Source organism: Paraburkholderia franconis, assembly GCF_009362735.1.
In the GTDB taxonomy this organism is placed as follows: domain Bacteria; phylum Pseudomonadota; class Gammaproteobacteria; order Burkholderiales; family Burkholderiaceae; genus Paraburkholderia; species Paraburkholderia franconis.
Map to the genome: position 1 here is coordinate 1 of NZ_WHNP01000059.1, position 21,074 is coordinate 21,074.

The following is a 21,074-nucleotide window of genomic DNA, read 5'->3' on the forward strand; positions in this document are numbered from 1 at the left end:
CCACCGCGCGCCGTCATCGAGCACCCACATCTGTCGGCTGTTAGTTTTTAAAGAACATCGCACGAGGCGCCTTGCCTTCGTTGCGTTGCTGCATCAGCAGCAGAGAAACGAGATTATGAAGAACCTTCCGGCATCCGTCAACAGGTTTTTTACTACCGAAGAACCTGCCGACCCCGCCGGAAAACCACATCACTACCGGCTCTCCCGCCTTTCCCGCTTCCCTCGCGCCGCGGTGTCCGCCGCGCGAAAGAGCGGAATTCTAGGCGCTTGCCACCACAGTTGCAAGCGGTTTTTCGACCGTTGTCATCAACGATGTTTAAAGACGGGTTTGCGCTTTTCGACGAACGCAGTCATCCCCTCCTTCTGGTCCTCGGTTGCGAACAACGAGTGGAATAGCCGGCGCTCGAAATGCACACCCTCCGCCAGAGTTGTTTCGTAAGCGCGGTTGACGGACTCCTTCACCATCATCACCGCCGGCATCGGAAACTCGGCGATCGTAGCTGCCGCGGCAATGGCGTCATCGATTAACGTCGCGGCGGGAATCACACGCGACACCAGACCCGCGCGCTCGGCTTCAGCGGCGTCCATAAACCGGGCCGTCAGGCACATATCCATCGCCTTCGCCTTCGATACGGCACGCGGCAGGCGCTGCGTGCCGCCCGCACCCGGCATGATCCCGAGCCTGATTTCCGGCTGACCGAACTTTGCCGTGTCGGCTGCAAAGATGATGTCGCACATCATCGCGAGTTCACAGCCACCACCCAAAGCAAAACCGGCCACTGCTGCGATGATTGGCTTCCGAACCGATCGGACAGCTTCCCAATTTCGAGTGATGTAGTCGCCCTTGTAGACGTCCATATAGGAATAGGTCGCCATCATTCCGATATCCGCGCCCGCCGCAAACGCCTTCTCACTCCCGGCGATGACGATGGCGCCAATGCCTTCATCCGAGTCGAACGTGCGCAGGGCCTCACCGAGTTCGTCCATCAGAGCGTCGTTGAGCGCGTTGAGCGCCTTCGGACGGTTCAACGTAATAAGACCTACGCGGCCACGTGTCTCAACCAGAATGTTCTCGAAAGCCATGCACTCCTCCTAAGTGTTTACCTGCAGGCGCGAGGGGCTCGCGCTGCATCCTAATAATGCTAACATTCACCAACCAACCGGTCGGTCAATGAATCGACAAGATTTCCTCTAACGTTCAATGAGCACCTCGCCCGCCATGACCCATCCGCTATTTACGAAGCACGAAGACACGCTGCAGAAAGCTCTTACCGCCATCGAGACCCGCGGCTACTGGAGTCCGTTCCCGGAAATGCCGAGTCCCAAAGTGTACGGGGAAACCGCGAACGCGGACGGCGAAACGGCATTCAAGGCCCATCTGAACAAGACGTTCGAACTCGACCAGCCGAGCACGGGTGAGACAGTAGGCGCAGAGCAATCGCCGTTCGGTTTCCCGCTTGGCATCCGCTATCCGAAGTCAGAGCCGGATGCACTGATCGCTGCCGCCGCCCAAGCCCAACGCAAATGGCGCGAAGCCGGTCCGAAAGCGTGGATCGGCGTGAGCCTCGAAATCCTCGCGCGTATCAATCGCTTGAGCTTCGAGATCGGCTATAGCGTGATGCACACGACCGGCCAGGCTTTCATGATGGCGTTCCAGGCGGGTGGTCCGCACGCCCAGGACCGCGCACTCGAAGCAATCGCGTACGCGTGGGACCAGTTGCGCCGCATCCCTACCGACGCTCACTGGGAAAAACCGCAAGGCAAGAACCCGCCGCTCGCGATGCAAAAGCGTTTCAACATCGTGCCGCGCGGGACGGCCCTCGTGCTCGGATGCTGCACGTTCCCGACTTGGAACGGCTACCCCGGCCTCTTCGCCGACCTTGCGACCGGCAACACTGTCATCGTCAAGCCGCACCCGGGCGCGATCCTTCCGCTTGCGATCACCGTGCGCATCGCCCGCGACGTGCTGCGTGAAGCCGGCTTCGATCCGAACGTCGTGACTTTGCTCGCGACCGATCCCAACGATGGAGAACTCGTCCAGAACCTCGCGCGCCGCCCGGAAATCAAGCTGATCGACTTCACGGGCAGCACGCAAAACGGTACCTGGCTGGAGCGCAACGCGCACCAGGCACAGGTGTTTACCGAAAAGGCGGGCGTCAACCAGATCGTGATCGACTCCGCCGACGACCTCAAATCGGTCGCGCGCAACATCGCCTTTTCGCTGGCGCTGTACTCCGGACAGATGTGCACGGCTCCGCAAAACATCTACGTGCCGCGCGACGGCATTCGCACTGCCGAAGGCACCGTCTCTTTCGATGCAGTCGCTGAGGCAATTGCCAGCGCTGTCCAGAAACTCTGCTCCGATCCTGCCCGCGCCGTCGAACTGCTCGGCGCGATCCAGAACGAAAGCGTGATCCAACGTCTTGACGAAGCGCGCAAGCTCGGGCGTGTTCTCGCGGACAGCCAGTCACTCGAACACCCGGCGTTCGCAGGTGCCCGCGTGCGCACCCCGCTGGTTCTGCAACTCGATGCCGCGAAAGACGAAGCCCGGTTCACACGAGAGTGGTTCGGCCCGATCTCCTTCGTGATCGCGACGGACTCGACGGACCAGTCGCTCGATCTGGCCGGACGTATCGCCACCGAGCACGGCGCGCTGACACTCTCCGTCTACAGCACAGACGACAAAGTGATCGAAGCGGCCGAGGAAGCATCGATTCGCGGCGGCGTTGCCCTGTCCATCAACCTGACGGGCGGCGTGTTCGTCAACCAGTCCGCAGCGTTCTCGGACTTTCACGGCACGGGCGCCAACCCGGCTGCCAACGCCGCGCTCGCCGACGCAGCCTTCGTGGCGAATCGCTTCCGCGTCGTTCAAAGCCGGGTTCATGTTGAACCGAAGGCTGTTCCGGCGTAAGTCGGCCGAACGATATAGGACGTTTGACCGACGTTTTGGCCTATGACTTCGGGCCGACTGATCGCGCACCAAACGTCGCACTAACATGCAGTCCACGGGCCGGTCTTCGTGCCGGCCCCTCTTCGCAGGAACTCCGATATGACTGATGCCTTTATCTGTGACGCGATCCGCACTCCCTTCGGCCGCTATGGCGGCGCCCTGAAAGACGTCCGCGCCGACGACCTCGGCGCCGTTCCGATCAAGGCGCTGATCCAACGAAACCCGGGCGTGGACTGGCGCGCGCTTGACGATGTGATCTACGGCTGCGCGAATCAGGCGGGCGAAGACAACCGCAACGTCGCGCGCATGTCGGCGCTGCTCGCAGGGCTGCCCACGGATGCGCCCGGCGCGACGATCAACCGTCTGTGCGGATCAGGCATGGACGCAGTCGGTACGGCAGCCCGCACCATCAAGGCCGGCGAAGCGCGCTTGATGATCGCCGGCGGCGTGGAAAGCATGACACGCGCGCCGTTCGTGATGAGCAAGGCAACGTCCGCGTTTTCGCGGCAATCCGAAATCCATGACACGACTATCGGCTGGCGCTTCGTCAATGCCCAGATGAAGCGCGATTACGGCGTCGACTCGATGCCCGAGACAGCCGAAAACGTCGCCGTCGACTTCAACGTGAGTCGCGCCGATCAGGACGCGTTCGCACTGCGCAGCCAGCAGAAGGCCGATCGCGCGCAACGCGACGGTACGCTCGCGCAGGAAATCGTCGCCGTCGAGATTCCGCAGAAAAAAGGCGAGCCGGTTCGCGTGACACTAGATGAGCATCCGCGCGAAACATCGCTCGAAGCGCTCGGCAAGCTGAAGGGCGTCGTGCGCCCGGACGGATCGGTGACGGCGGGCAACGCATCGGGCGTCAACGACGGCGCGTGCGCGTTGCTGCTCGCCAATCGGGCCGCCGCGGACCAATATGGCTTGCGCCGCCGCGCCCGCGTACTCGGCATGGCAACGGCCGGTGTCGAGCCGCGCATCATGGGGATCGGCCCCGCGCCCGCTACGCAAAAGCTCCTGAAGCAGCTCGACATGACGCTCGACCAGTTTGACGTCATCGAACTCAATGAAGCGTTCGCATCGCAAGGTCTTGCCGTTCTGCGCCAACTCGGCGTGCGTGACGACGACCCGCGTGTGAATCCGAACGGCGGCGCCATTGCGCTTGGCCATCCGCTCGGTGCATCGGGTGCGCGTCTGATCACGACGGCGCTGTATCAGCTCGAGCGCATCAACGGGCGTTTTGCACTGTGCACGATGTGCATTGGCGTCGGTCAGGGCATCGCGCTCGCCATCGAGCGCGTCTGAACGGCGCGACACTGAATTCCGTATGGAGACCAGGAGACAACCGATGCCATATGAAGCGATCCGCGTAGATATCGACGCGGCCACGCGCGTCGCCACTGTGACGCTGAACCGTCCCGACAAGCTGAACAGTTTCACGCGCGCGATGCATCAGGAACTGCGCGCAGCGCTGGACGAAGTCGAAGCGGCAGGTGCCCGTGCACTCGTGCTTACAGGCGCGGGCCGCGGGTTCTGCGCCGGCCAGGATCTCGCCGATCTCGACTTCACGCCGGGGGCAATGACCGATTTGGGCGACCTGATCGACAAGCACTTCAATCCGTTGATCCGCCGCTTGCAAGCCCTTCCGCTGCCGGTGATCGCCGCCGTGAACGGCACCGCGGCGGGAGCCGGCGCGAATCTCGCGTTGGCGTGCGACCTCGTGCTGGCCGCGCGCTCGGCGAACTTCATTCAGGCATTCGTGAAAATTGGTCTGGTGCCCGATTCGGGCGGCACGTGGTTCCTGCCGCAACGCGTCGGCATGGCGCGTGCGTTGGCTCTCGCGATCACTGGCGACAAGCTCAGCGCGGAAAAGGCGGAAAACTGGGGTCTCATCTGGCAAGCCGTCGACGATGCCGACCTGCAAAGCACAGTAGCCACACTGGCGGCACAACTCGCGCAGCAGCCGACGCGTGCCATTGCCGCGATCAAGCAGGCCATGCGGGCAAGCGCGACGCAGACGCTCGATCAGCAACTCGATCTCGAACGAGACATGCAGCGCGAACTGGGTGCATCTCATGACTATGAGGAAGGTGTCCGTGCGTTCATCGAAAAACGCGCGCCGCGCTTCGAGGGCCGCTGACATGTCCACGCAACCCGACCTGAGCAACACGATGACGCCCGACGAACTCGCCCGTGCAACCGCCGACGCCATGTATGCCAAGGACGCCTGCAGCCATGCGCTCGGCATCGAAATTGTCGAGGTACGCGCAGGCTACGCGCGCATGCGCATGAGCGTGCGGCCCGATTTCCTGAACGGCCATCAGATCTGTCACGGCGGACTGATGTTCACGCTCGCCGATACGGCGTTCGCCTTCGCCTGCAACTCGTACAACATCAGCACCGTCGCCGCGGGCTGCTCGATCGAGTTTCTGCGGCCGGTGCAAGGCGGCGACATCCTCACTGCGGAAGCCGTCGAGCAGACATTGAGCGGCCGCAGCGGCATCTACGACATTCGTGTCACGAATCGAGCAAACGAGACCGTTGCGATGTTTCGCGGCAAGTCCGCGCAGATTAAAGGCACGGTGATTCCCATCGACAACTGACGGGGCGCCTGATCGCGCCATCAATCACTGCTCCGCCTCTCGCGCGGCAACCTATTCTGAAAGAAAGGAGACACCCGATGACTACCCCGCTCCCGCTCGACCCGATCGAAAAGGCGAGCCGCGACGAGCTCGCTGCACTCCAGCTCGAACGGCTGAAATGGTCGCTCAAGCACGCGTATGAAAATTCGCCCGTCTATCGTCGCAAGTTCGATGAAGCAGGCGTACATCCGTCAGAGCTGAAGTCGCTTTCCGACCTGTCGCGTTTCCCGTTCACCACGAAGAAGGATCTGCGCGACAACTATCCGTTCGGCCTCTTCGCCGTGCCACAGGAACAGATCTCGCGAATTCACGCGTCGTCGGGCACGACGGGCAAGCCGACCGTCGTCGGCTATACCGCGCGCGACATCGACAACTGGGCCAACCTCGTCGCGCGCTCGATTCGCGCGGCAGGCGCGCGGCGCGGCGACAAGGTGCACGTGAGCTACGGCTACGGCCTCTTCACGGGCGGCCTCGGCGCACACTACGGCGCCGAGCGCGCAGGCCTGACGGTGATTCCGTTCGGTGGCGGGCAAACCGAGAAGCAGGTGCAACTGATCCAGGATTTCCGCCCTGACATCATCATGGTGACGCCGAGCTACATGCTGTCGATCGCCGACGAAATGGAGCGCCAGGGCGTCGATCCCAGGGAATGCTCGCTGCGCATCGGCATCTTCGGCGCGGAACCGTGGACCAACGACATGCGCCTTGCGATCGAAGAACGGATGGGCATCGACGCAGTGGACATCTACGGCCTGTCCGAAGTGATGGGGCCGGGCGTGGCGTCGGAATGCGTCGAGACCAAAGACGGTCCGACGATCTGGGAAGACCACTTCTATCCGGAGATCATCAATCCAGAGACGGGCGAAGTGTTGCCCGACGGCGAGCTTGGCGAACTCGTGTTCACGTCGCTGACGAAGGAAGCACTGCCCATCATCCGCTATCGCACCCGCGATCTGACGCGTCTGCTGCCAGGCACCGCGCGCACGATGCGTCGAATGGAAAAGATCACGGGCCGCTCGGACGACATGATGATCATCCGCGGCGTCAATGTGTTCCCGACGCAGATCGAAGAGCTTCTGCTGAAGCAGCGCGCGCTGGCGCCACACTATCAGATCGTGCTGACCAAGGAGGGGCCGCTCGACGTGATGACGCTGAACGTCGAACCGTGTCCGGAGACTGCGCCGGATACAGCCGCGTTAAGCGCTGCGAAACAGGCGCTCGCGTATGACATCAAGGCAATGATCGGCGTCACTGCGAATGTCGTCGTATTGAGTGTCAACGGAATCGAGCGCTCGGTGGGCAAGGCGCGTCGCGTGGTGGACAAGCGCAAAGCGAACGCTTGACGGTCAACGTTACCGCGCGGAAGCAGAGCGCATAAGCAAAGCCCGACGGCAACCATATGAGCCGCCGTCGGGCCATTCATCGGCAAAAACCTCAAGAGCAAATATCGAAGCTCAAGAGAAGAACAAAGCTTACGAATTGGGCAGCAGCAGCCACATCCGTCCTGCCTGTTTCATCTTCCCCGCCAGATCGCCGGCTTCATCGCCGAGCCCCCAGAAGTAGTCCGCGCGCACGCCGCCCTTGATCGCCGTGCCCGTATCCTGTGCGAACACCAGACGATTCATCGGCGCATTGGTCATCGGACGCGTCGTCTGCAGAAACACCGGCGTGCCGAGCGGAATGGACGAAGGATCGACGGCAATCGACCGCTCGGGCGTCAGCGGCACACCCAACGCGCCGATCGGACCATCGGCGCCGCCCGACGGCATCGGCTCGTTCGACGGCATCTCGCGGAAGAACACGAAGCGCGGGTTCGTATCGAGCAGCGCATCGACACGCGTCGGGTTCGCGCGAGCCCAGCCCTTGATGCCTTGCATGGTCGCCTGCGCGGGCGTGAGTTCGCGTTGGTCAAGCAGCCACCGGCCAATCGACTTGTATGGCTGGTTGTTCGTCCCGCCGAAGCCGACACGCATCACGCTGCCGTCTTCCATCACGATGCGTCCCGAGCCCTGAACCTGCAGGAAGAAGGCCTCGATGGGATCATCCACCCAGACCAGTTCGTTGCCGTTCAGCGCGCCCGAGCGCTCGAGTTGAGCACGCGCCGGCAGAGGAGCGCCCGGACGATACGCCGAAGGCCAACGGTACAAGGCCGTCTGATAGACGCCATGACGCACGCGCGAACCGCGCAGCAGGGGCTCGTAGTAGCCTGTCACGAGGCCGTCCAGCGTCCCGTCGGTATTGGCGAACTGAAACGGCGTGAAGTAGGTTTCAAAGAAACTGCGCGCGCTGGCCACGTCGAGGTCGTCCAGCAGCAACGCCGCCGCGCATGCGCGCCGCCACGTCGGCTGGCTCGCAAGACGTACGCAGTTCTGCCGCAGCGCCGCCGCCGCGCCGATCAGCGAATCGTCCTGCCAGCCCGGCACCTGTCGCCACGCAACGGCCGTCAGTCGCTGGGCGGCCATCTGGCCGGGGATGACCGCGGCGCCAGTCGGCGGCGAAACGGACGGCCGCAGCGCGCCGCCTCCGCCGCACGACGCAAGCAATACGGCAACCGACAGTGCTCCCGCCCAAGCGACGGCCCGGCGGGCAAAGCGCATACAATGATTGTTCTTGATGGAAACTGCCATGTCTGATCTGTTCGACGAATACCCGATGCTCATCTTCGCGCTGGAGTCGCTCCTCGCGCTCTTCCTGCTGATTTTCATCGTTGTATGGACGGCGTCCGGCAAGAAGAAAGCCGCACGCCAGAAGCAGGACACGAAACCGGTCCCGCCGCAGCAACAACCGCGTCGCTGACCGAACGCGCGCGGCACTTTCCGTTCAATGCAGCGTGCGCGGCATGCGCAAAACGAATTCCGGCACGGGCGCTTCCCAGCGCTCGCCATCCTCGGCAACGCAGAAATATTCCCCGCGCATGGTGCCGACGGGCGTCGCGATCACCGCATAGCTCGTGTATTCGAACTGCTCGCCGGGCTTCAGCAGCGGCTGATGCCCGACGACGCCCAGCCCTTTCACTTCCTGAACGCGATTTTCGCTATCCGTGATGATCCAGTGGCGCGCGATCAATTGCGCCGTCACCTGGCCGGTGTTGCGAATGCTCAGCGTATAGGCGAACGCGTACTTTCGATGCTCCGGGTCCGACTCTTCGGAGATGTATCGGACTTGGGAAGAGACGCTAAATTCGTACTGACTCATGCTGATTCGCCTGATTCCGATGGTGAGCAACGCGGACTATCGACCGCGCGAGACCGTCTGCAGGCGGCCAGCGCGCTGATCGCGCCGCGCCGCAGAGGAGGCACTGACATGGTTTGGCATTCTGCTTCATGCCGCGCACGCTCGCAACCGCATCGGCCGAACGGACAAGGCGGGGACAGGTCACCGACAGGCCGTCGAGCAGCGCTGCCAGCGATGCCGCCGCCACGTCTCGCCAACGGCCGCAGCGCGCGTGGCGGCGCTAAAATAACGGCTTTCCGTCTCCCGCCCTCCCCACAGCCATGACCCAATTCCGCATCGCTCCCAGCATCCTGTCCGCCGATTTCGCGCGGCTCGGGGAAGAAGTCCGCAACGTCGTCGCTGCCGGCGCCGACTGGATCCACTTCGACGTGATGGACAACCACTACGTGCCAAACCTGACGATCGGCCCGCTCGTGTGCGAAGCGATCCGGCCGCACGTGCAGGTTCCCATCGACGTGCATCTGATGGTGCGCCCCGTCGACCGCATCGTGCCCGATTTCGCTAAGGCCGGTGCGAACGTGATCAGCTTTCATCCGGAAGGCTCGGATCACATCGACCGCACGCTGTCGCTGATCCGCGATCACGGCTGCAAGGCCGGCCTCGTGTTCAATCCCGCCACGCCGCTGAACTACATCGATCACGTGATGGACAAGCTGGACCTGGTGCTGATCATGTCGGTGAATCCGGGCTTCGGTGGACAATCGTTCATTCCCGAGGCGCTCAACAAGCTGCGCGAAGCACGCGCGCGCATCGACGCGTATAAGGAAAAGACCGGCCGCGAGATCCATCTCGAAGTGGACGGCGGCGTGAAGGTCGACAACATCGCGGAAATCGCGGCAGCTGGCGCGGACACGTTCGTCGCGGGCTCGGCGATTTTCGGCAAGCCCGACTACAAGTCGGTGATCGACCAGATGCGCGGCGCGCTGGCTTCCGTCGGGCGCTGACATGGACGCGACGTCCCGTTACCCCGCCCCCGCGTTCGCGGCCGGCAAGCTGCAAGCGGCCATCGTCGATCTCGACGGCACGATGGTCGATACGGCCGACGACTTCACGGCATCGCTGAACGGCATGCTCGCGCAATTCGACGCGGAAGAAACCACGCGTGAAGAAGTGATCGACTATGTCGGCAAGGGCTCCGAGCATCTGATTCGCAGCGTGCTCGCGCCGCGCTTCGAGACCGAACTGGCGCAGTCGCGTTTCGACGAGGCGCTCGCGATCTATCAGGAGGAGTACGCGAAGATCAACGGTCTGCATACGCGGCTCTATCCCGACGTCGAAGCGGGCCTGATCGCGTTGCGCGACGCAGGCCTCAAGCTCGCGTGCGTGACCAACAAGCCGCATCGCTTCGCGACGCAGCTGCTCGAACGATATGGTCTGTTGCGCTACTTCGGCGTGGTGCTGGGCGGCGACAGCGTTGCGGCGAAAAAGCCCGATCCGCTGCCGATGCTCACCGCCTGCGAAGCGCTGGGCGTCGAGCCGAAAGCAGCCGTGGCGATCGGAGACTCGCAGAACGACGCGTTCGCGGGCCGCGCGGCCGGCATGGCAACGCTGACCGTCCCATACGGCTACAATCACGGCGAATCTGTTCAAACCATAAAATCCGATGGTATAGTTGCGTCGCTGTTGGGCGCCGCCAAGGCGATCGCAGCGCACAATGCAGTACAATCGGCAGCATCTAATCCCTGACTTAACCAAGTCTTCCTCATGTTTCTGAATAAAAAACGGAGTCTGAGCACGATCGACCGGGGAGCCTGGCCCTGGCGTCGCTGGTCGCGCTAATACCTCGCCTGAGGTACGCTGAAGCTCGTCTTCGGCACCCGTTTTTTACTTCGCTGCGCTCACGCGCTTTTCCCGAACTGCCGCGATCGTCAATCGACCGGCTTAACTTCGCTGCACCGCGTTTCAGCTAGCCGTCGCGTACCTTGCGTACTATCGTCGTGCTGTGAAGCCGTGCAAGCGTCGTCGGGAAAGCGCGCGCCGGTCTTATCACCTGTGACGAGCACATTCGACCGGTAACGCAGCCCCGCTTTGTCCGACGCCCACCGCGGCCGGACGCACGAACAGGATCGGAACATGACCGAACTCGAATTTCAGTCCCTCGCAAACGAGGGCTTCAATCGCATCCCGCTGATCGCCGAAGCGCTGGCCGACCTCGAAACGCCGCTCTCGCTGTACCTGAAGCTCGCGCAAACCGAGCGCAACGGCGCGAACTCGTTTCTGCTGGAATCGGTGGTGGGCGGCGAACGCTTCGGACGCTACTCGTTCATCGGCCTGCCGGCGCGCACGCTCGTCCGCACGCGCAACGGCGTGACGGAAGTGGTGAAGGACGGCAAGGTCGTCGAGACGCACGAAGGCGATCCGCTCGAATTCATCCAGCAGTTCCAGAGCCGTTTCAAGGTGGCGCTGCGTCCGGGCCTGCCGCGTTTCGCGGGCGGCCTCGCCGGCTACTTCGGTTATGACGCCGTGCGCTACATCGAGAAAAAGCTTGCGCACACGGCCCCGCCCGACGATCTGAATCTGCCCGACATCCAGTTGCTGCTGACGGAAGAAGTCGCCGTCATCGACAACCTCGCGGGCAAGCTGTATCTCGTGATCTACGCCGATCCGACGACGCCCGAAGCGTACACGCGCGCGAAGCAGCGTCTGCGCGAACTGAAGCAGCGCCTGCGCACCACCGTGCAGCCGCCTGTCACGTCGTCGAGCGTGCGCACCGATATCTACCGCGAGTTCAAGAAAGACGACTATCTCGCCGCCGTGCGCAAGGCAAAGGAGTACATCGCCGCGGGCGAACTGATGCAGGTGCAGGTCGGCCAGCGTCTGACGAAGCCGTATCGCGACAATCCGCTGTCGCTCTATCGCGCGCTGCGCTCGCTGAATCCATCGCCGTATATGTATTACTACAACTTCGGCGAGTTTCATGTGGTCGGCGCGTCGCCGGAAATTCTCGTGCGCCAGGAAAAGCGCGGCGAGGACCGGATCGTCACGATCCGTCCGCTCGCGGGCACGCGTCCGCGCGGCAATACGCCCGAGCGCGACGCCGAACTCGCGACTGAACTGCTGAACGACCCGAAGGAAATCGCCGAGCACGTGATGCTGATCGACCTCGCGCGCAACGACGTGGGCCGCATCGCGCAAATCGGCTCGGTGGCCGTGACCGACAAGATGGTGATCGAAAAGTACTCGCACGTGCAGCACATCGTCAGCTCCGTCGAGGGAACGCTGAAGCCGGGCATGACCAATTTCGACGTGCTGCGCGCGACGTTCCCGGCGGGCACGCTGTCCGGCGCGCCGAAGGTGCGCGCAATGGAACTGATCGACGAGCTCGAGCCCGTGAAACGCGGCCTCTACGGCGGCGCAGTCGGCTACCTGTCGTTCACGGGCGAGATGGACCTCGCGATCACGATCCGCACGGGCGTGATCGCCAACGGCAATCTGTACGTGCAGGCGGCGGCGGGCATCGTCGCCGACTCGGTGCCCGAGTCCGAATGGCAAGAGACCGAGAACAAGGCGCGCGCCGTGCTGCGCGCCGCCGAGCAAGTGCAAGACGGCCTCGATAGCGACTTCTGACGGAGACTGACCATGCTGCTGATGATCGACAACTACGACTCGTTCACCTATAACCTGGTCCAGTACTTCGGCGAACTCGGCGAAGACGTGCGGACCTATCGCAACGACGAAATCACGCTCGACGAAATCGCGAAGCTCAACCCCGAGCGCATTTGTCTGTCGCCGGGACCGAGCAATCCTCAACACGCGGGCATCACGCTCGACGTGCTGCGCGAATTCTCCGACAAGTACCCGATTCTGGGCGTGTGCCTCGGCCATCAGGCGATCGGCGAAGCGTTCGGCGGTCGCGTCGTGCGCGCGAAGACGATCATGCACGGCAAGGTGAGCCAGATCGAAACCGATTGCAAAGGCGTATTCGCCGACCTGCCGAAGCATTTCACCGTCACGCGCTATCACTCGCTCGCGATCGAGCGCGAATCGCTGCCCGATTGCCTCGAAGTGTCCGCATGGACCGACGACGGCGAAATCATGGGCGTGCGTCACAAGACGCTGCCCGTGGAAGGCGTGCAGTTCCACCCGGAATCGATCCTGTCGGAACACGGCCACGCACTGCTCGAAAACTTCGTGAAGCAGTCGAAGGCTGCCGTTCGCACCGCATAAGCAGCGCACAACAAGGAGACATCACCATGATCACGCCACAAGAAGCGCTGCAACGCACGATCGAGCATCGCGAGATTTTCCACGACGAAATGCTGCACCTGATGCGCCTCATCATGCGCGGCGACATGTCGCCCGTGGTGGCGGCCGCGATCATCACAGGGCTGCGCGTCAAAAAAGAGACCATCGGCGAAATCACAGCGGCCGCTACGGTGATGCGTGAGTTCGCGCGTCACGTCGACGTGGAGGACAACTCGAACTTCGTCGACATCGTCGGGACGGGCGGCGACGGATCGCACACGTTCAACATCTCGACGGCGACGATGTTCGTGTCGGCGGCGGCGGGCGCGAAGGTCGCGAAGCACGGCAATCGCGGCGTATCGAGCAAGTCCGGCAGCGCTGACGTGCTCGAAGCGCTCGGTGTCAATATCGACCTGCAGCCGGAACAGGTGGCCGCGTCGATCGCCGAAACGGGCATGGGCTTCATGTTCGCACCGAACCATCACCCGGCCATGAAGAACATCGCGCCCGTGCGCCGCGAACTCGGCGTGCGGACCATCTTCAACATCCTCGGTCCGCTGACGAACCCCGCCGGCGCGCCTAACCAGCTGCAAGGCGTGTTTCACCCGGATCTCGTCGGCATTCAGGTTCGCGTGATGGAGCGCCTCGGCGCAAAACACGTGCTGGTCGTGTATGGTATGGACGGCATGGACGAAGTGTCGCTGGGCGCAGCGACGCTGGTTGGCGAACTGCGCGACGGCGAAGTGCGCGAGTACGAGATTCATCCGGAGGACTTCGGCATGCAGATGGTGTCGAACCGGACGCTGAAAGTGGCCAACGCCAACGAATCGAAAAAGCTGTTGCTCGAAGCGCTCGACAACAAGCCGGGCGTCGCGCGCGAGATCGTCACGCTGAACGCGGGCACCGCGCTGTACGCGGCGAACGTCGTGACATCGATCGCGGACGGCATTCAACTGGCCCGCGAAGCCATCGCCAGCGGCAAGGCGCGCGCGAAGGTCGACGAACTGGTCCGCTTCACGCAGCAATTCAAGCAATGACCAGGCATTAATCAGGCATCAATCAGGCTTTCACGAGGTAACGGGATTCATATGAGCGACATTCTGGACCGCATCATCGACGTCAAGCGCGAAGAAGTGCGCATCGCGCAGCAAAGCGCGCCGCTCGAAGAATTGCGCCTGCAGGCGTCGGCGCGCGATCTGCGCGATTTCGTCGGTGCGATTCGCGCGAAGCATGACGCCGGCCTCGCAGCCGTGATCTCCGAGGTCAAGAAAGCGAGCCCGTCGAAAGGTGTGCTGCGCGAGCATTTCGTGCCCGCCGACATCGCGCGTTCGTACGCAAAGCATGGCGCGGCGTGTCTGTCCGTGCTCACCGATGTGCAGTTCTTCCAGGGCAGCGCGCAGTATCTGGAAGAGGCGCGCGCCGCCTGCACGCTGCCCGTGCTGCGCAAGGACTTCATCGTCGATCCGTATCAGATCCTCGAAGCGCGCGCGATGGGCGCCGACGCAATCCTGCTGATCGTCGCCGCGCTCGAAACCTCGCAGATGCAGGACCTCGAAGCGTACGCGCATTCGCTCGGCCTCGCCGTGCTCGTCGAAGTGCACGACAAGAACGAGCTGGTCGAAGCGCTCACGTTGAAGACGCCGCTGATCGGCGTGAACAATCGCAATCTGCGCACGTTCGAAACGTCGATCGAAACGACGCTCGGCCTGCTGGACATGATCCCGAAGGACCGCATTGTCGTGACCGAGTCAGGCATCCTGTCGCGCGTCGACGTCGAGCGCATGCGCGCGATGGACGTGAACACGTTCCTCGTCGGCGAGGCGTTCATGCGCGCCGAAGAGCCGGGCGCGGAACTTGCACGAATGTTCTTCTGATTCGGCAAATTCGGGAGCGAAGCACGCGATGGGCATGGAACAGGAAATCAAGCTGTCGCTGCCGGCGGATCAGATCGGCGCGGCGACGCAATGGTTCATCCAGCGCGCCGGCCGCGCGGGCCGGACAATCGCGCTGGAAAACAGCTACTTCGACACGCCGGCGCTGACGCTTGCGCGCGCAAGGAGCGCGGTGCGCGTGCGCCGCACGCCGGATGGCTGGCTGCAGACGTACAAGACGGTCGGCACGTCGAAAGACGGTTTGCACAACCGGCACGAATGGGAAATGCCCGTCAAAGGCAATGCGCTCGAAATCGACGCGCTGCTCGATGCCTGCGACGACGAGCCGTCGAAGGAAGCGCTGCACAGCGCGCGCAACGAACTGATCCCGCTTTTCAGCACCAATTTCTCGCGGACGCTGTGGCATGTGAGGATCGAGGGCGCTGACATCGAAGCGGCCATCGACCAGGGCGAAATCCGCGCGGACGTGAACGGCGAAACGCGCCGCGCGCCGATCTGCGAGATCGAGCTGGAGCTGAAGCGAGGCGATGCCGGCGCGCTGCATGCCTTGTCGGCGGAACTGGCGCAAGCGATTCACGGCCTGCGCCCCGATGACGTCAGCAAGGCGCAGCGTGGTTATCGTCTGCGAGAAGGCGGCGGCTCGCAGTAACGCGGCGGCTGAGCGGGCGCAAGAAGGCGAGGCGCGAACGCAGCGATGCTTGAGCGCTCAGGCGTTTGCTGCCACACTAGCCCGCCATGAATTCCGCAAAACGTTCCCCCATCCAGCCGACGCAGCCGTCCCTGTTCGCGGACGACACCGACGCCACGCCCTCTCCCGCCGCCGACATCCAGACGCTCGAATCGCAGTTCGACGCGTTGCCGCCCGCATGGCGCGTGCACCTGAAGCCTTTCATCGACAGCGATACTTACGCGCCGCTGTGCCGTTTCGTCGACGGCGAGCGTGCGGCCGGAAAGACCGTCTATCCCGCGGACGTATTCCGCGCGCTGCGCCTCACGAGTCCAGACGACGTAAAAGTCGTGATCCTCGGCCAGGATCCGTATCACGGCGAAGACCGCGGCACGCCGCAGGCGCATGGTCTCGCGTTTTCGGTGCCGCCGTCGGTGCGTCCGCCGCCGTCGCTGCGCAACATCTTCAAGGAAATCGCCGCGAGCCTCGGCTATGAAACGCCGCAACACGGCTGTCTCGATGCGTGGGCCAAACAAGGCGTGCTGCTGCTCAACACGGTGCTGACAGTCGAACGCGATCGCGCTGCGAGCCACGCGAAGCGCGGCTGGGAAAAATGCACCGACACGCTGATCCACGAGCTCGCGATGCGCCACGACAACCTCGTCTTCATGCTGTGGGGCGCGCATGCGCAAGCGAAGCGCGCGCTGCTCGATGGCAAGTCGCATTGCGTGCTCGAAGCGCCGCACCCGTCGCCGCTGTCCGCGCACCGGGGGTTCCTCGGCTGCCGGCATTTCGCGCTCGCCAACGAGTTTCTCGAAGCGCACGGCCGCGCGCCTATCGACTGGCGTTTGCCGGAAAACGGCGAAGTTTTCGCATAGTGTCCGACGGAAGAGGATGCATCTGCTGTCGGTAGATTGAGATTTTTTGCCGCGGGCGATCTTGCCTGCGGCGCCCGCTTCTACACTCCCTTGCTGCTGATTACAGCCAGCGCGCAAGCTCGCTTCTTGCGCAACTTAGTTAGCAATCCAAATCAAAAAGGGAGAAACATGGACAGACGGGATTTCATCAAGATAGCGGGCGCCTCGGTGCCCTTCGCGCTCGCACCCTCAACGAGTCACGCGATTTGGGGAACGGTCGCGCAATACAGGCAGGCCGTGCCGGAAATTTTTCAGAATGTGCCCCGGCCGCCTGCGTACACGCCGGCGCTCGTGATCGGCTCCGGATTCGGTGGTGCAATTACGGCCCTGCGTCTCGCCCAGGCTGGCATTCAGACGACCGTGCTCGAGCGCGGCTTCCGCTGGCCAATTTCGGCAAGGCGGCAGACCTTCTCGACGGACATGTTCCCCGATGGCCGAGGCTACTGGTATCGCACCAGCTTCAAGCAGTTGACGGGACTGACGTCGTTCATGGACAGCTTCGGCGGCGTGTTCGATTGCGTCGATTACGACAACATTTCCGTGTGGCGCGGGGCGTGCGTCGGCGGCGGCTCGGTCGTGTTCACGGGCGTGATGATCCAGCCGGAGCGGCGCTACTTCGACGCGATCTTCAACGGTCTCGTCAATTACGACGAACTCGACCGCGTCTACTATCCGCGCGTGCGCCAGATGCTGCGTCTGAGCCCGATGCCCAACGACGTCTATCAATCCGCGCCGTTCGGCCATTCGCGCATCTGGGACACGCACACGCGCAAGGCAGGCTACACGCCAGTCGGCAACGATTCGATCTTCAACTGGGACGTGGTGCGCGGCGAACTGAAGGGCGGTTATCGACCGTCGGCGACTCTGGGTGAGAGCAACCTTGGCAACAGCGACGGCGCAAAATTCGATCTGACACAGAATTATCTGAAGCTTGCCGAGCAAACAGGCAAGGCCACCGTCTATCCCGCGCACGAGGTCAAGAATGTCTACTTCGATGGCACCCGCTATTCGGTCGACGTCATCAAGCGCAGTCCGGACGGCAAGCAACTGGACCGTTATTCCGTCACGTGCGACAAGCTGTTCCTCGCGGCCGGGTCGATCGGCACGTCGGAAATTCTCGTGCGAGCGCGCGCGCTCAACCACATTCCGAACCTGAACGAGCACGTCGGCGAAGGCTGGGGCACCAATGGCGATGTCTCTGCCGTGCGGACGTTCGGCGCATTGAAAGGGCTCACGCAAGGGTCGCCCAGTGCGTCGCGCATCACCGACGCCTCCGGCATGCCGACCACGCTGGAAAACTGGTACGTCCCGAGCCTCAGCGTGAACCTCGGCATGAACGCGTCGCTCGGGATGGTGTTCGATCAGAAGAATCGCGCGTCATTCCGCTACGACGGCTCGCGCGACCGCGTCAATCTGCTATGGCCGAAGAACGGCAACGACGATGCGATCGCTGCCGTGCGCAGCGTCAACAACAGGATTGCGGCAGCGTCTGGAACGATTCCAGGCGCGTGGCCGTTCGCGCCGGATTGCAGCGCCTCGTGGACCGCTCATCCGCTCGGCGGCGCCGTGCTCGGCCGCGCCACGGATGCCTGGGGACGCGTGATCGGCCCGAAACACCTGTACGTGATGGACGGCGCGATGATTCCAGGAACGACGGGCGCGGTCAACCCCTCGCTGACGATCTCCGCACTGGCCGAACGCAATATCGAAGCGATCCTGAAGCAGGATTTCTGACGCCAGTTCTCGCGCATCGCACGGAGCAGGCCCGTCGCCTGTCGTCAAAAATAAAACGCCACGGAATTGTGTTCCGTGGCGTTTTTCGTTTGTCGGTGCGATGCAGCCGATACCCGCATCACGTCGACGAAAGGCTCGCCGAAAGACTGGCCGAACGGCTCGCCGTGCGAACCCGTCGGCCGCTTACGCTGCGGCGATCGCTTCGCGTGCGCCCGCCAGTGCCGCAGTCGCTGCGTCCGGGCCCATGTTCAGGCCTTCGGCGTAAATGAAGTTCACGTCGGTCATGCCAAGGAAGCCGAGGAACGTCTTCAGGTAAGGCGTCTGCGTGTCGCCCGGCGTGCCGACGTACTTGCCGCCGCGAGCCGACACCACGAACACCTTCTTGCCGTTCACGAGGCCTTCCGGACCGTTCGCGCCGTACTTGAACGTGATACCAGCGCGTGCGATGAAGTCGAAGTACGTCTTCAGTTGCGACGAGATGCCGAAGTTGTACAGCGGCGCGCCGATCACGACGATGTCGGCGGCTTGCAGTTCGGCGATCAGCGCTTCGCTGCGCGAAGAAATCGCTTGCTGTTCAGCCGTGCGCTGCTCGGCGGGAGTGAAGAATGCGCCGAGGATCGCGTCGTCGAGATGCGGCAGCGCGCCTTCGTGCAGGTTGCGGACGACGACTCGCGCACCCGGGTTCGATTGTTGCAGCTTTGCCGTCAGTTCGTTGGCGAGGAGCGTCGACTGAGCGCCTTGCGAGCGAGCCGACGAGTTGATTTGCAGGATCGTGGTCATCTGTGACTCCAGTGAGGGGCGCGCTGTGTTGCGCGAGTGGAGCCATTGTGTTTTTTTACCCGCCGCAGAAAAAGTACCGCAGCGGCGACGGATTGTTGCAGCGATAGAACAATCCGCTTGCCGGTAGCGAGCCGGCGGCGGGCGCCGGCGAGCCGTAACGCGCCGTTATTTCCCCAGCCAGCGCTTGCGCGCCGAGCTCGCCGACGCGCGCTTGTCGTTCGGCGTGAGCTTGTAGCGCGACACGTCGGGCCCGTCGAGCTTGACCTGCGAGACGCGCAGCTCGTCGCGCCGGAACGCGTGCACTTCGACTTTGGTGCCGGGCACATAGCGCGACAGCAGCGCGTCGAGATTCGAGCCCGTTACGCGCAGTCCGTCGATCGCGATCAGCACGTCGCCTGCCGAAAGGCCCGCCTTCTGCGCCGCGCCGCCGTCGTAGACGGCTGCGAGCGAGCAGTCCGCGCCGTTGCGCACGCGCGCGCCGAGCGACGGCTTCGCCTTCGCGTCGACGTCCGCCTCGAGCGTGACGCCGAACGGTTCGAGCAGCGCTTCGAGCGGCAGATCGCGCGTGCCGCGCACGCCTTCGGCGAAAAGCTCGGACAGATCGGCGCCCGTCGCTTCGGCAAACAGCGCCTCGACCTCCGATTCTTCGATGCCGTTTGCCTTGCCGCGATAGAAGTCGCGCCCGTAGCGCTGCCACAAGAGGCGCATCACGTCATCGAGCGACTTGCGGTTCTGCGTTTGCGCGCGAATCGTCAGATCGAAAGCGAGCGCGACCAGCGAGCCCTTCGTGTAGTAGCTGACGATCGCGTTCGCGGCGTTCTCATCCTGGCGATAGTACTTGACCCATGCGTCGAACGAGCTTTCGGCGACCGTCTGTTTCAGACGCCCGCTGCCGCGCAGCACGCCGCCGATCGTCTTGCCGAGCAGCGTGAAGTAATCGGCTTCCTTGATCAGACCGCTGCGCACCAGCATCAGATCGTCGTAGTACGACGTGAAGCCCTCGAAGAGCCACAGCAGCGACGTGTAGTTTTCCTGCGTCAGGTCGTACGGCGCGAACGGCGCGGGCTTGATGCGCTTCACGTTCCACGTGTGGAAGTACTCGTGACTGCACAGGCCCAGATACGTGCGATAGCCATCCGTCATCTCGTCGCGGCCGACGACGGGCAAATCCGAACGGTTGCAGATCAGCGCCGTCGATGCACGATGTTCGAGCCCGCCGTAGCCGTCGCTGACGGCCTGAGTCATGAACACATAGCGGTCCATCGGCGCTTTTTTCGAGCGCGGCTCGAAGAGCGCAATCTGTGCTTCGCACACACGCTTCAGATCCGCCGACAGCCGCACCATATCCAGCCCAACGACGCGCCCCGCGATCACGATGTCATGCGGCACGCCGTGCGCCTTGAAGGTTGCGAGCGCAAACTCGCCAAGCGTGACGGGATGATCGATCAGCTCGTCGTAGTTCTGCGCGGTGTACTCGCCGAACGCGTAGCGCTTGGTGCCGCGCGCTTCCGTCAGCGCCGTCGCGACCCGCCAGTTGCGGAACTGCGAGCCCGCCGGCTTCTGGATATCGACGACGCACCGCGCGTCCTCGAAACCGAGCGGCGACAGAAACACGCTCGTGCCGTTGAAGAAGCCCGTCGTGTCGTCCAGATGCGCCGCCCGCACCGACATGTCCCACGCGTACACCTCGTAGCGCAGCGTCAGCGCGCCCTTCACGGGCGCGGCCTGCCACATGTGCTTGTCGGTCTTTTCGATGCGCACCTTGCGGCCGGCATCGTTGAACGCGCGCAGCGTGACGATGTTGCGCGCGAACTCGCGGACCATGTAGCTGCCCGGAATCCAGACGGGCAGCATGAAGCGCTGGCCCGACGGATCGGGTTCGGCGACGGTAACGGTGACTTCGAAAATATGGGCGGCGGGTTGCTTCGGAACGATGGTGTAGCGGATCGGCTTCATCGGCGCTCGTGTGTGAAAACTCGGGAAGGAATTCGGAAGGCTTCAAACGGGCAGCAACCGTGCTGCATGGAATTGGAGTCAGGCGCTAGAGCACCAGCTTCAATTGACCGCTTTGCATGG

Annotated in this window: 21 protein-coding genes; 15 read left to right on the forward strand and 6 right to left on the reverse strand. The window is 63.1% G+C overall.

Annotation, left to right across the window (positions count from 1 at the left end):
- Nucleotides 1-40: 40 nt before the first annotated feature.
- Together GCT13_RS48700 and GCT13_RS36360 are read right to left on the reverse strand one after the other, a co-directional pair.
- Nucleotides 41-193: a hypothetical protein gene (locus GCT13_RS48700; RefSeq protein ID WP_193727793.1), complete on the reverse strand. Its 153-nt coding sequence runs from the start codon at nt 191-193 to the stop codon at nt 41-43.
- Nucleotides 194-306: 113 nt separating this feature from the next.
- Complete coding sequence (locus tag GCT13_RS36360) at nt 307-1,083, reverse strand: enoyl-CoA hydratase (RefSeq protein ID WP_152766647.1); 777 nt, start codon at nt 1,081-1,083, stop codon at nt 307-309.
- A 136-nt stretch (nt 1,084-1,219) separates the two neighbouring features.
- On the opposite strand from GCT13_RS36360, the gene paaN reads away from it, so the two are divergent.
- The 5 genes from paaN to paaK all read left to right on the forward strand — a co-directional run bounded on the left by paaN (nt 1,220) and on the right by paaK (nt 6,932).
- Nucleotides 1,220-2,911, forward strand: coding sequence for a phenylacetic acid degradation protein PaaN (paaN, locus tag GCT13_RS36365; RefSeq protein WP_152766650.1), 1,692 nt, complete (start codon nt 1,220-1,222; stop codon nt 2,909-2,911).
- Nucleotides 2,912-3,049: 138 nt separating this feature from the next.
- Nucleotides 3,050-4,252 (forward strand): 3-oxoadipyl-CoA thiolase, encoded by a 1,203-nt coding sequence (gene pcaF / locus GCT13_RS36370; RefSeq protein ID WP_152766652.1) that lies wholly within the window; start codon nt 3,050-3,052, stop codon nt 4,250-4,252.
- 43 nt (nt 4,253-4,295) lie between these two features.
- Entirely contained in the window at nt 4,296-5,087 is a 792-nt protein-coding gene (gene paaG / locus GCT13_RS36375; protein WP_152766654.1) for a 2-(1,2-epoxy-1,2-dihydrophenyl)acetyl-CoA isomerase PaaG, read from the forward strand.
- A 1-nt stretch (nt 5,088) separates the two neighbouring features.
- A complete protein-coding gene (gene paaI / locus GCT13_RS36380; RefSeq protein WP_193727846.1) occupies nt 5,089-5,550 on the forward strand; it encodes a hydroxyphenylacetyl-CoA thioesterase PaaI in 462 nt (153 codons plus the stop codon).
- 77 nt (nt 5,551-5,627) lie between these two features.
- A complete protein-coding gene (gene paaK, locus GCT13_RS36385; RefSeq protein WP_152766656.1) occupies nt 5,628-6,932 on the forward strand; it encodes a phenylacetate--CoA ligase PaaK in 1,305 nt (434 codons plus the stop codon).
- A gap of 129 nt (nt 6,933-7,061) precedes the next feature.
- Here the strand turns inward: paaK and mltA are convergent, their stop codons facing one another.
- Nucleotides 7,062-8,294 carry a murein transglycosylase A gene (mltA, locus tag GCT13_RS36390; RefSeq protein ID WP_152766658.1) on the reverse strand — a complete coding sequence of 411 codons (1,233 nt, stop codon included), beginning with the start codon at nt 8,292-8,294 and terminating at the stop codon, nt 7,062-7,064.
- Between mltA and GCT13_RS48705 the strand changes: the two genes are divergently transcribed.
- On the forward strand, nt 8,215-8,385 hold the full coding sequence (locus GCT13_RS48705) for a hypothetical protein (protein WP_193727847.1): 171 nt from the start codon (nt 8,215-8,217) through the stop codon (nt 8,383-8,385). The genes mltA and GCT13_RS48705 overlap by 80 nt on opposite strands.
- Before the next feature lie 24 nt (nt 8,386-8,409).
- On the opposite strand, the gene apaG is transcribed toward GCT13_RS48705, so the two are convergent.
- The gene (gene apaG, locus GCT13_RS36395; RefSeq protein ID WP_087732412.1) at nt 8,410-8,784 is read right to left on the reverse strand and encodes a Co2+/Mg2+ efflux protein ApaG; all 375 of its coding nucleotides are present in this window, start codon (nt 8,782-8,784) and stop codon (nt 8,410-8,412) included.
- Nucleotides 8,785-9,083: 299 nt separating this feature from the next.
- Between apaG and rpe the strand changes: the two genes are divergently transcribed.
- From rpe to GCT13_RS36440, 9 genes are all read left to right on the forward strand, one after another.
- Nucleotides 9,084-9,767 carry a ribulose-phosphate 3-epimerase gene (gene rpe, locus GCT13_RS36400; protein WP_087732413.1) on the forward strand — a complete coding sequence of 228 codons (684 nt, stop codon included), beginning with the start codon at nt 9,084-9,086 and terminating at the stop codon, nt 9,765-9,767.
- Between the two features lies 1 nt (nt 9,768).
- Complete coding sequence (locus tag GCT13_RS36405) at nt 9,769-10,509, forward strand: phosphoglycolate phosphatase (RefSeq protein WP_152766660.1); 741 nt, start codon at nt 9,769-9,771, stop codon at nt 10,507-10,509.
- Nucleotides 10,510-10,896: 387 nt separating this feature from the next.
- Nucleotides 10,897-12,390 (forward strand): anthranilate synthase component I, encoded by a 1,494-nt coding sequence (gene trpE / locus GCT13_RS36410; RefSeq protein WP_152766662.1) that lies wholly within the window; start codon nt 10,897-10,899, stop codon nt 12,388-12,390.
- A 12-nt stretch (nt 12,391-12,402) separates the two neighbouring features.
- Nucleotides 12,403-12,990 (forward strand): aminodeoxychorismate/anthranilate synthase component II, encoded by a 588-nt coding sequence (locus GCT13_RS36415; RefSeq protein ID WP_152766664.1) that lies wholly within the window; start codon nt 12,403-12,405, stop codon nt 12,988-12,990.
- A gap of 26 nt (nt 12,991-13,016) precedes the next feature.
- The gene (gene trpD, locus GCT13_RS36420) at nt 13,017-14,045 is read left to right on the forward strand and encodes an anthranilate phosphoribosyltransferase (RefSeq protein ID WP_152766665.1); all 1,029 of its coding nucleotides are present in this window, start codon (nt 13,017-13,019) and stop codon (nt 14,043-14,045) included.
- A gap of 51 nt (nt 14,046-14,096) precedes the next feature.
- A complete protein-coding gene (trpC, locus tag GCT13_RS36425) occupies nt 14,097-14,882 on the forward strand; it encodes an indole-3-glycerol phosphate synthase TrpC (RefSeq protein WP_152766667.1) in 786 nt (261 codons plus the stop codon).
- Between the two features lie 28 nt (nt 14,883-14,910).
- The gene (locus tag GCT13_RS36430) at nt 14,911-15,549 is read left to right on the forward strand and encodes a CYTH domain-containing protein (protein WP_152766669.1); all 639 of its coding nucleotides are present in this window, start codon (nt 14,911-14,913) and stop codon (nt 15,547-15,549) included.
- A gap of 86 nt (nt 15,550-15,635) precedes the next feature.
- Nucleotides 15,636-16,445 (forward strand): uracil-DNA glycosylase, encoded by an 810-nt coding sequence (locus GCT13_RS36435; RefSeq protein ID WP_152766671.1) that lies wholly within the window; start codon nt 15,636-15,638, stop codon nt 16,443-16,445.
- Between the two features lie 168 nt (nt 16,446-16,613).
- Nucleotides 16,614-18,218, forward strand: coding sequence for a GMC oxidoreductase (locus GCT13_RS36440; RefSeq protein ID WP_152766672.1), 1,605 nt, complete (start codon nt 16,614-16,616; stop codon nt 18,216-18,218).
- A gap of 183 nt (nt 18,219-18,401) precedes the next feature.
- Here the strand turns inward: GCT13_RS36440 and GCT13_RS36445 are convergent, their stop codons facing one another.
- Together GCT13_RS36445 and GCT13_RS36450 are read right to left on the reverse strand one after the other, a co-directional pair.
- Complete coding sequence (locus tag GCT13_RS36445) at nt 18,402-18,998, reverse strand: FMN-dependent NADH-azoreductase (protein WP_152766675.1); 597 nt, start codon at nt 18,996-18,998, stop codon at nt 18,402-18,404.
- A 165-nt stretch (nt 18,999-19,163) separates the two neighbouring features.
- Entirely contained in the window at nt 19,164-20,954 is a 1,791-nt protein-coding gene (locus GCT13_RS36450; RefSeq protein ID WP_152766677.1) for a M61 family metallopeptidase, read from the reverse strand.
- Nucleotides 20,955-21,074 lie beyond the last annotated feature (120 nt).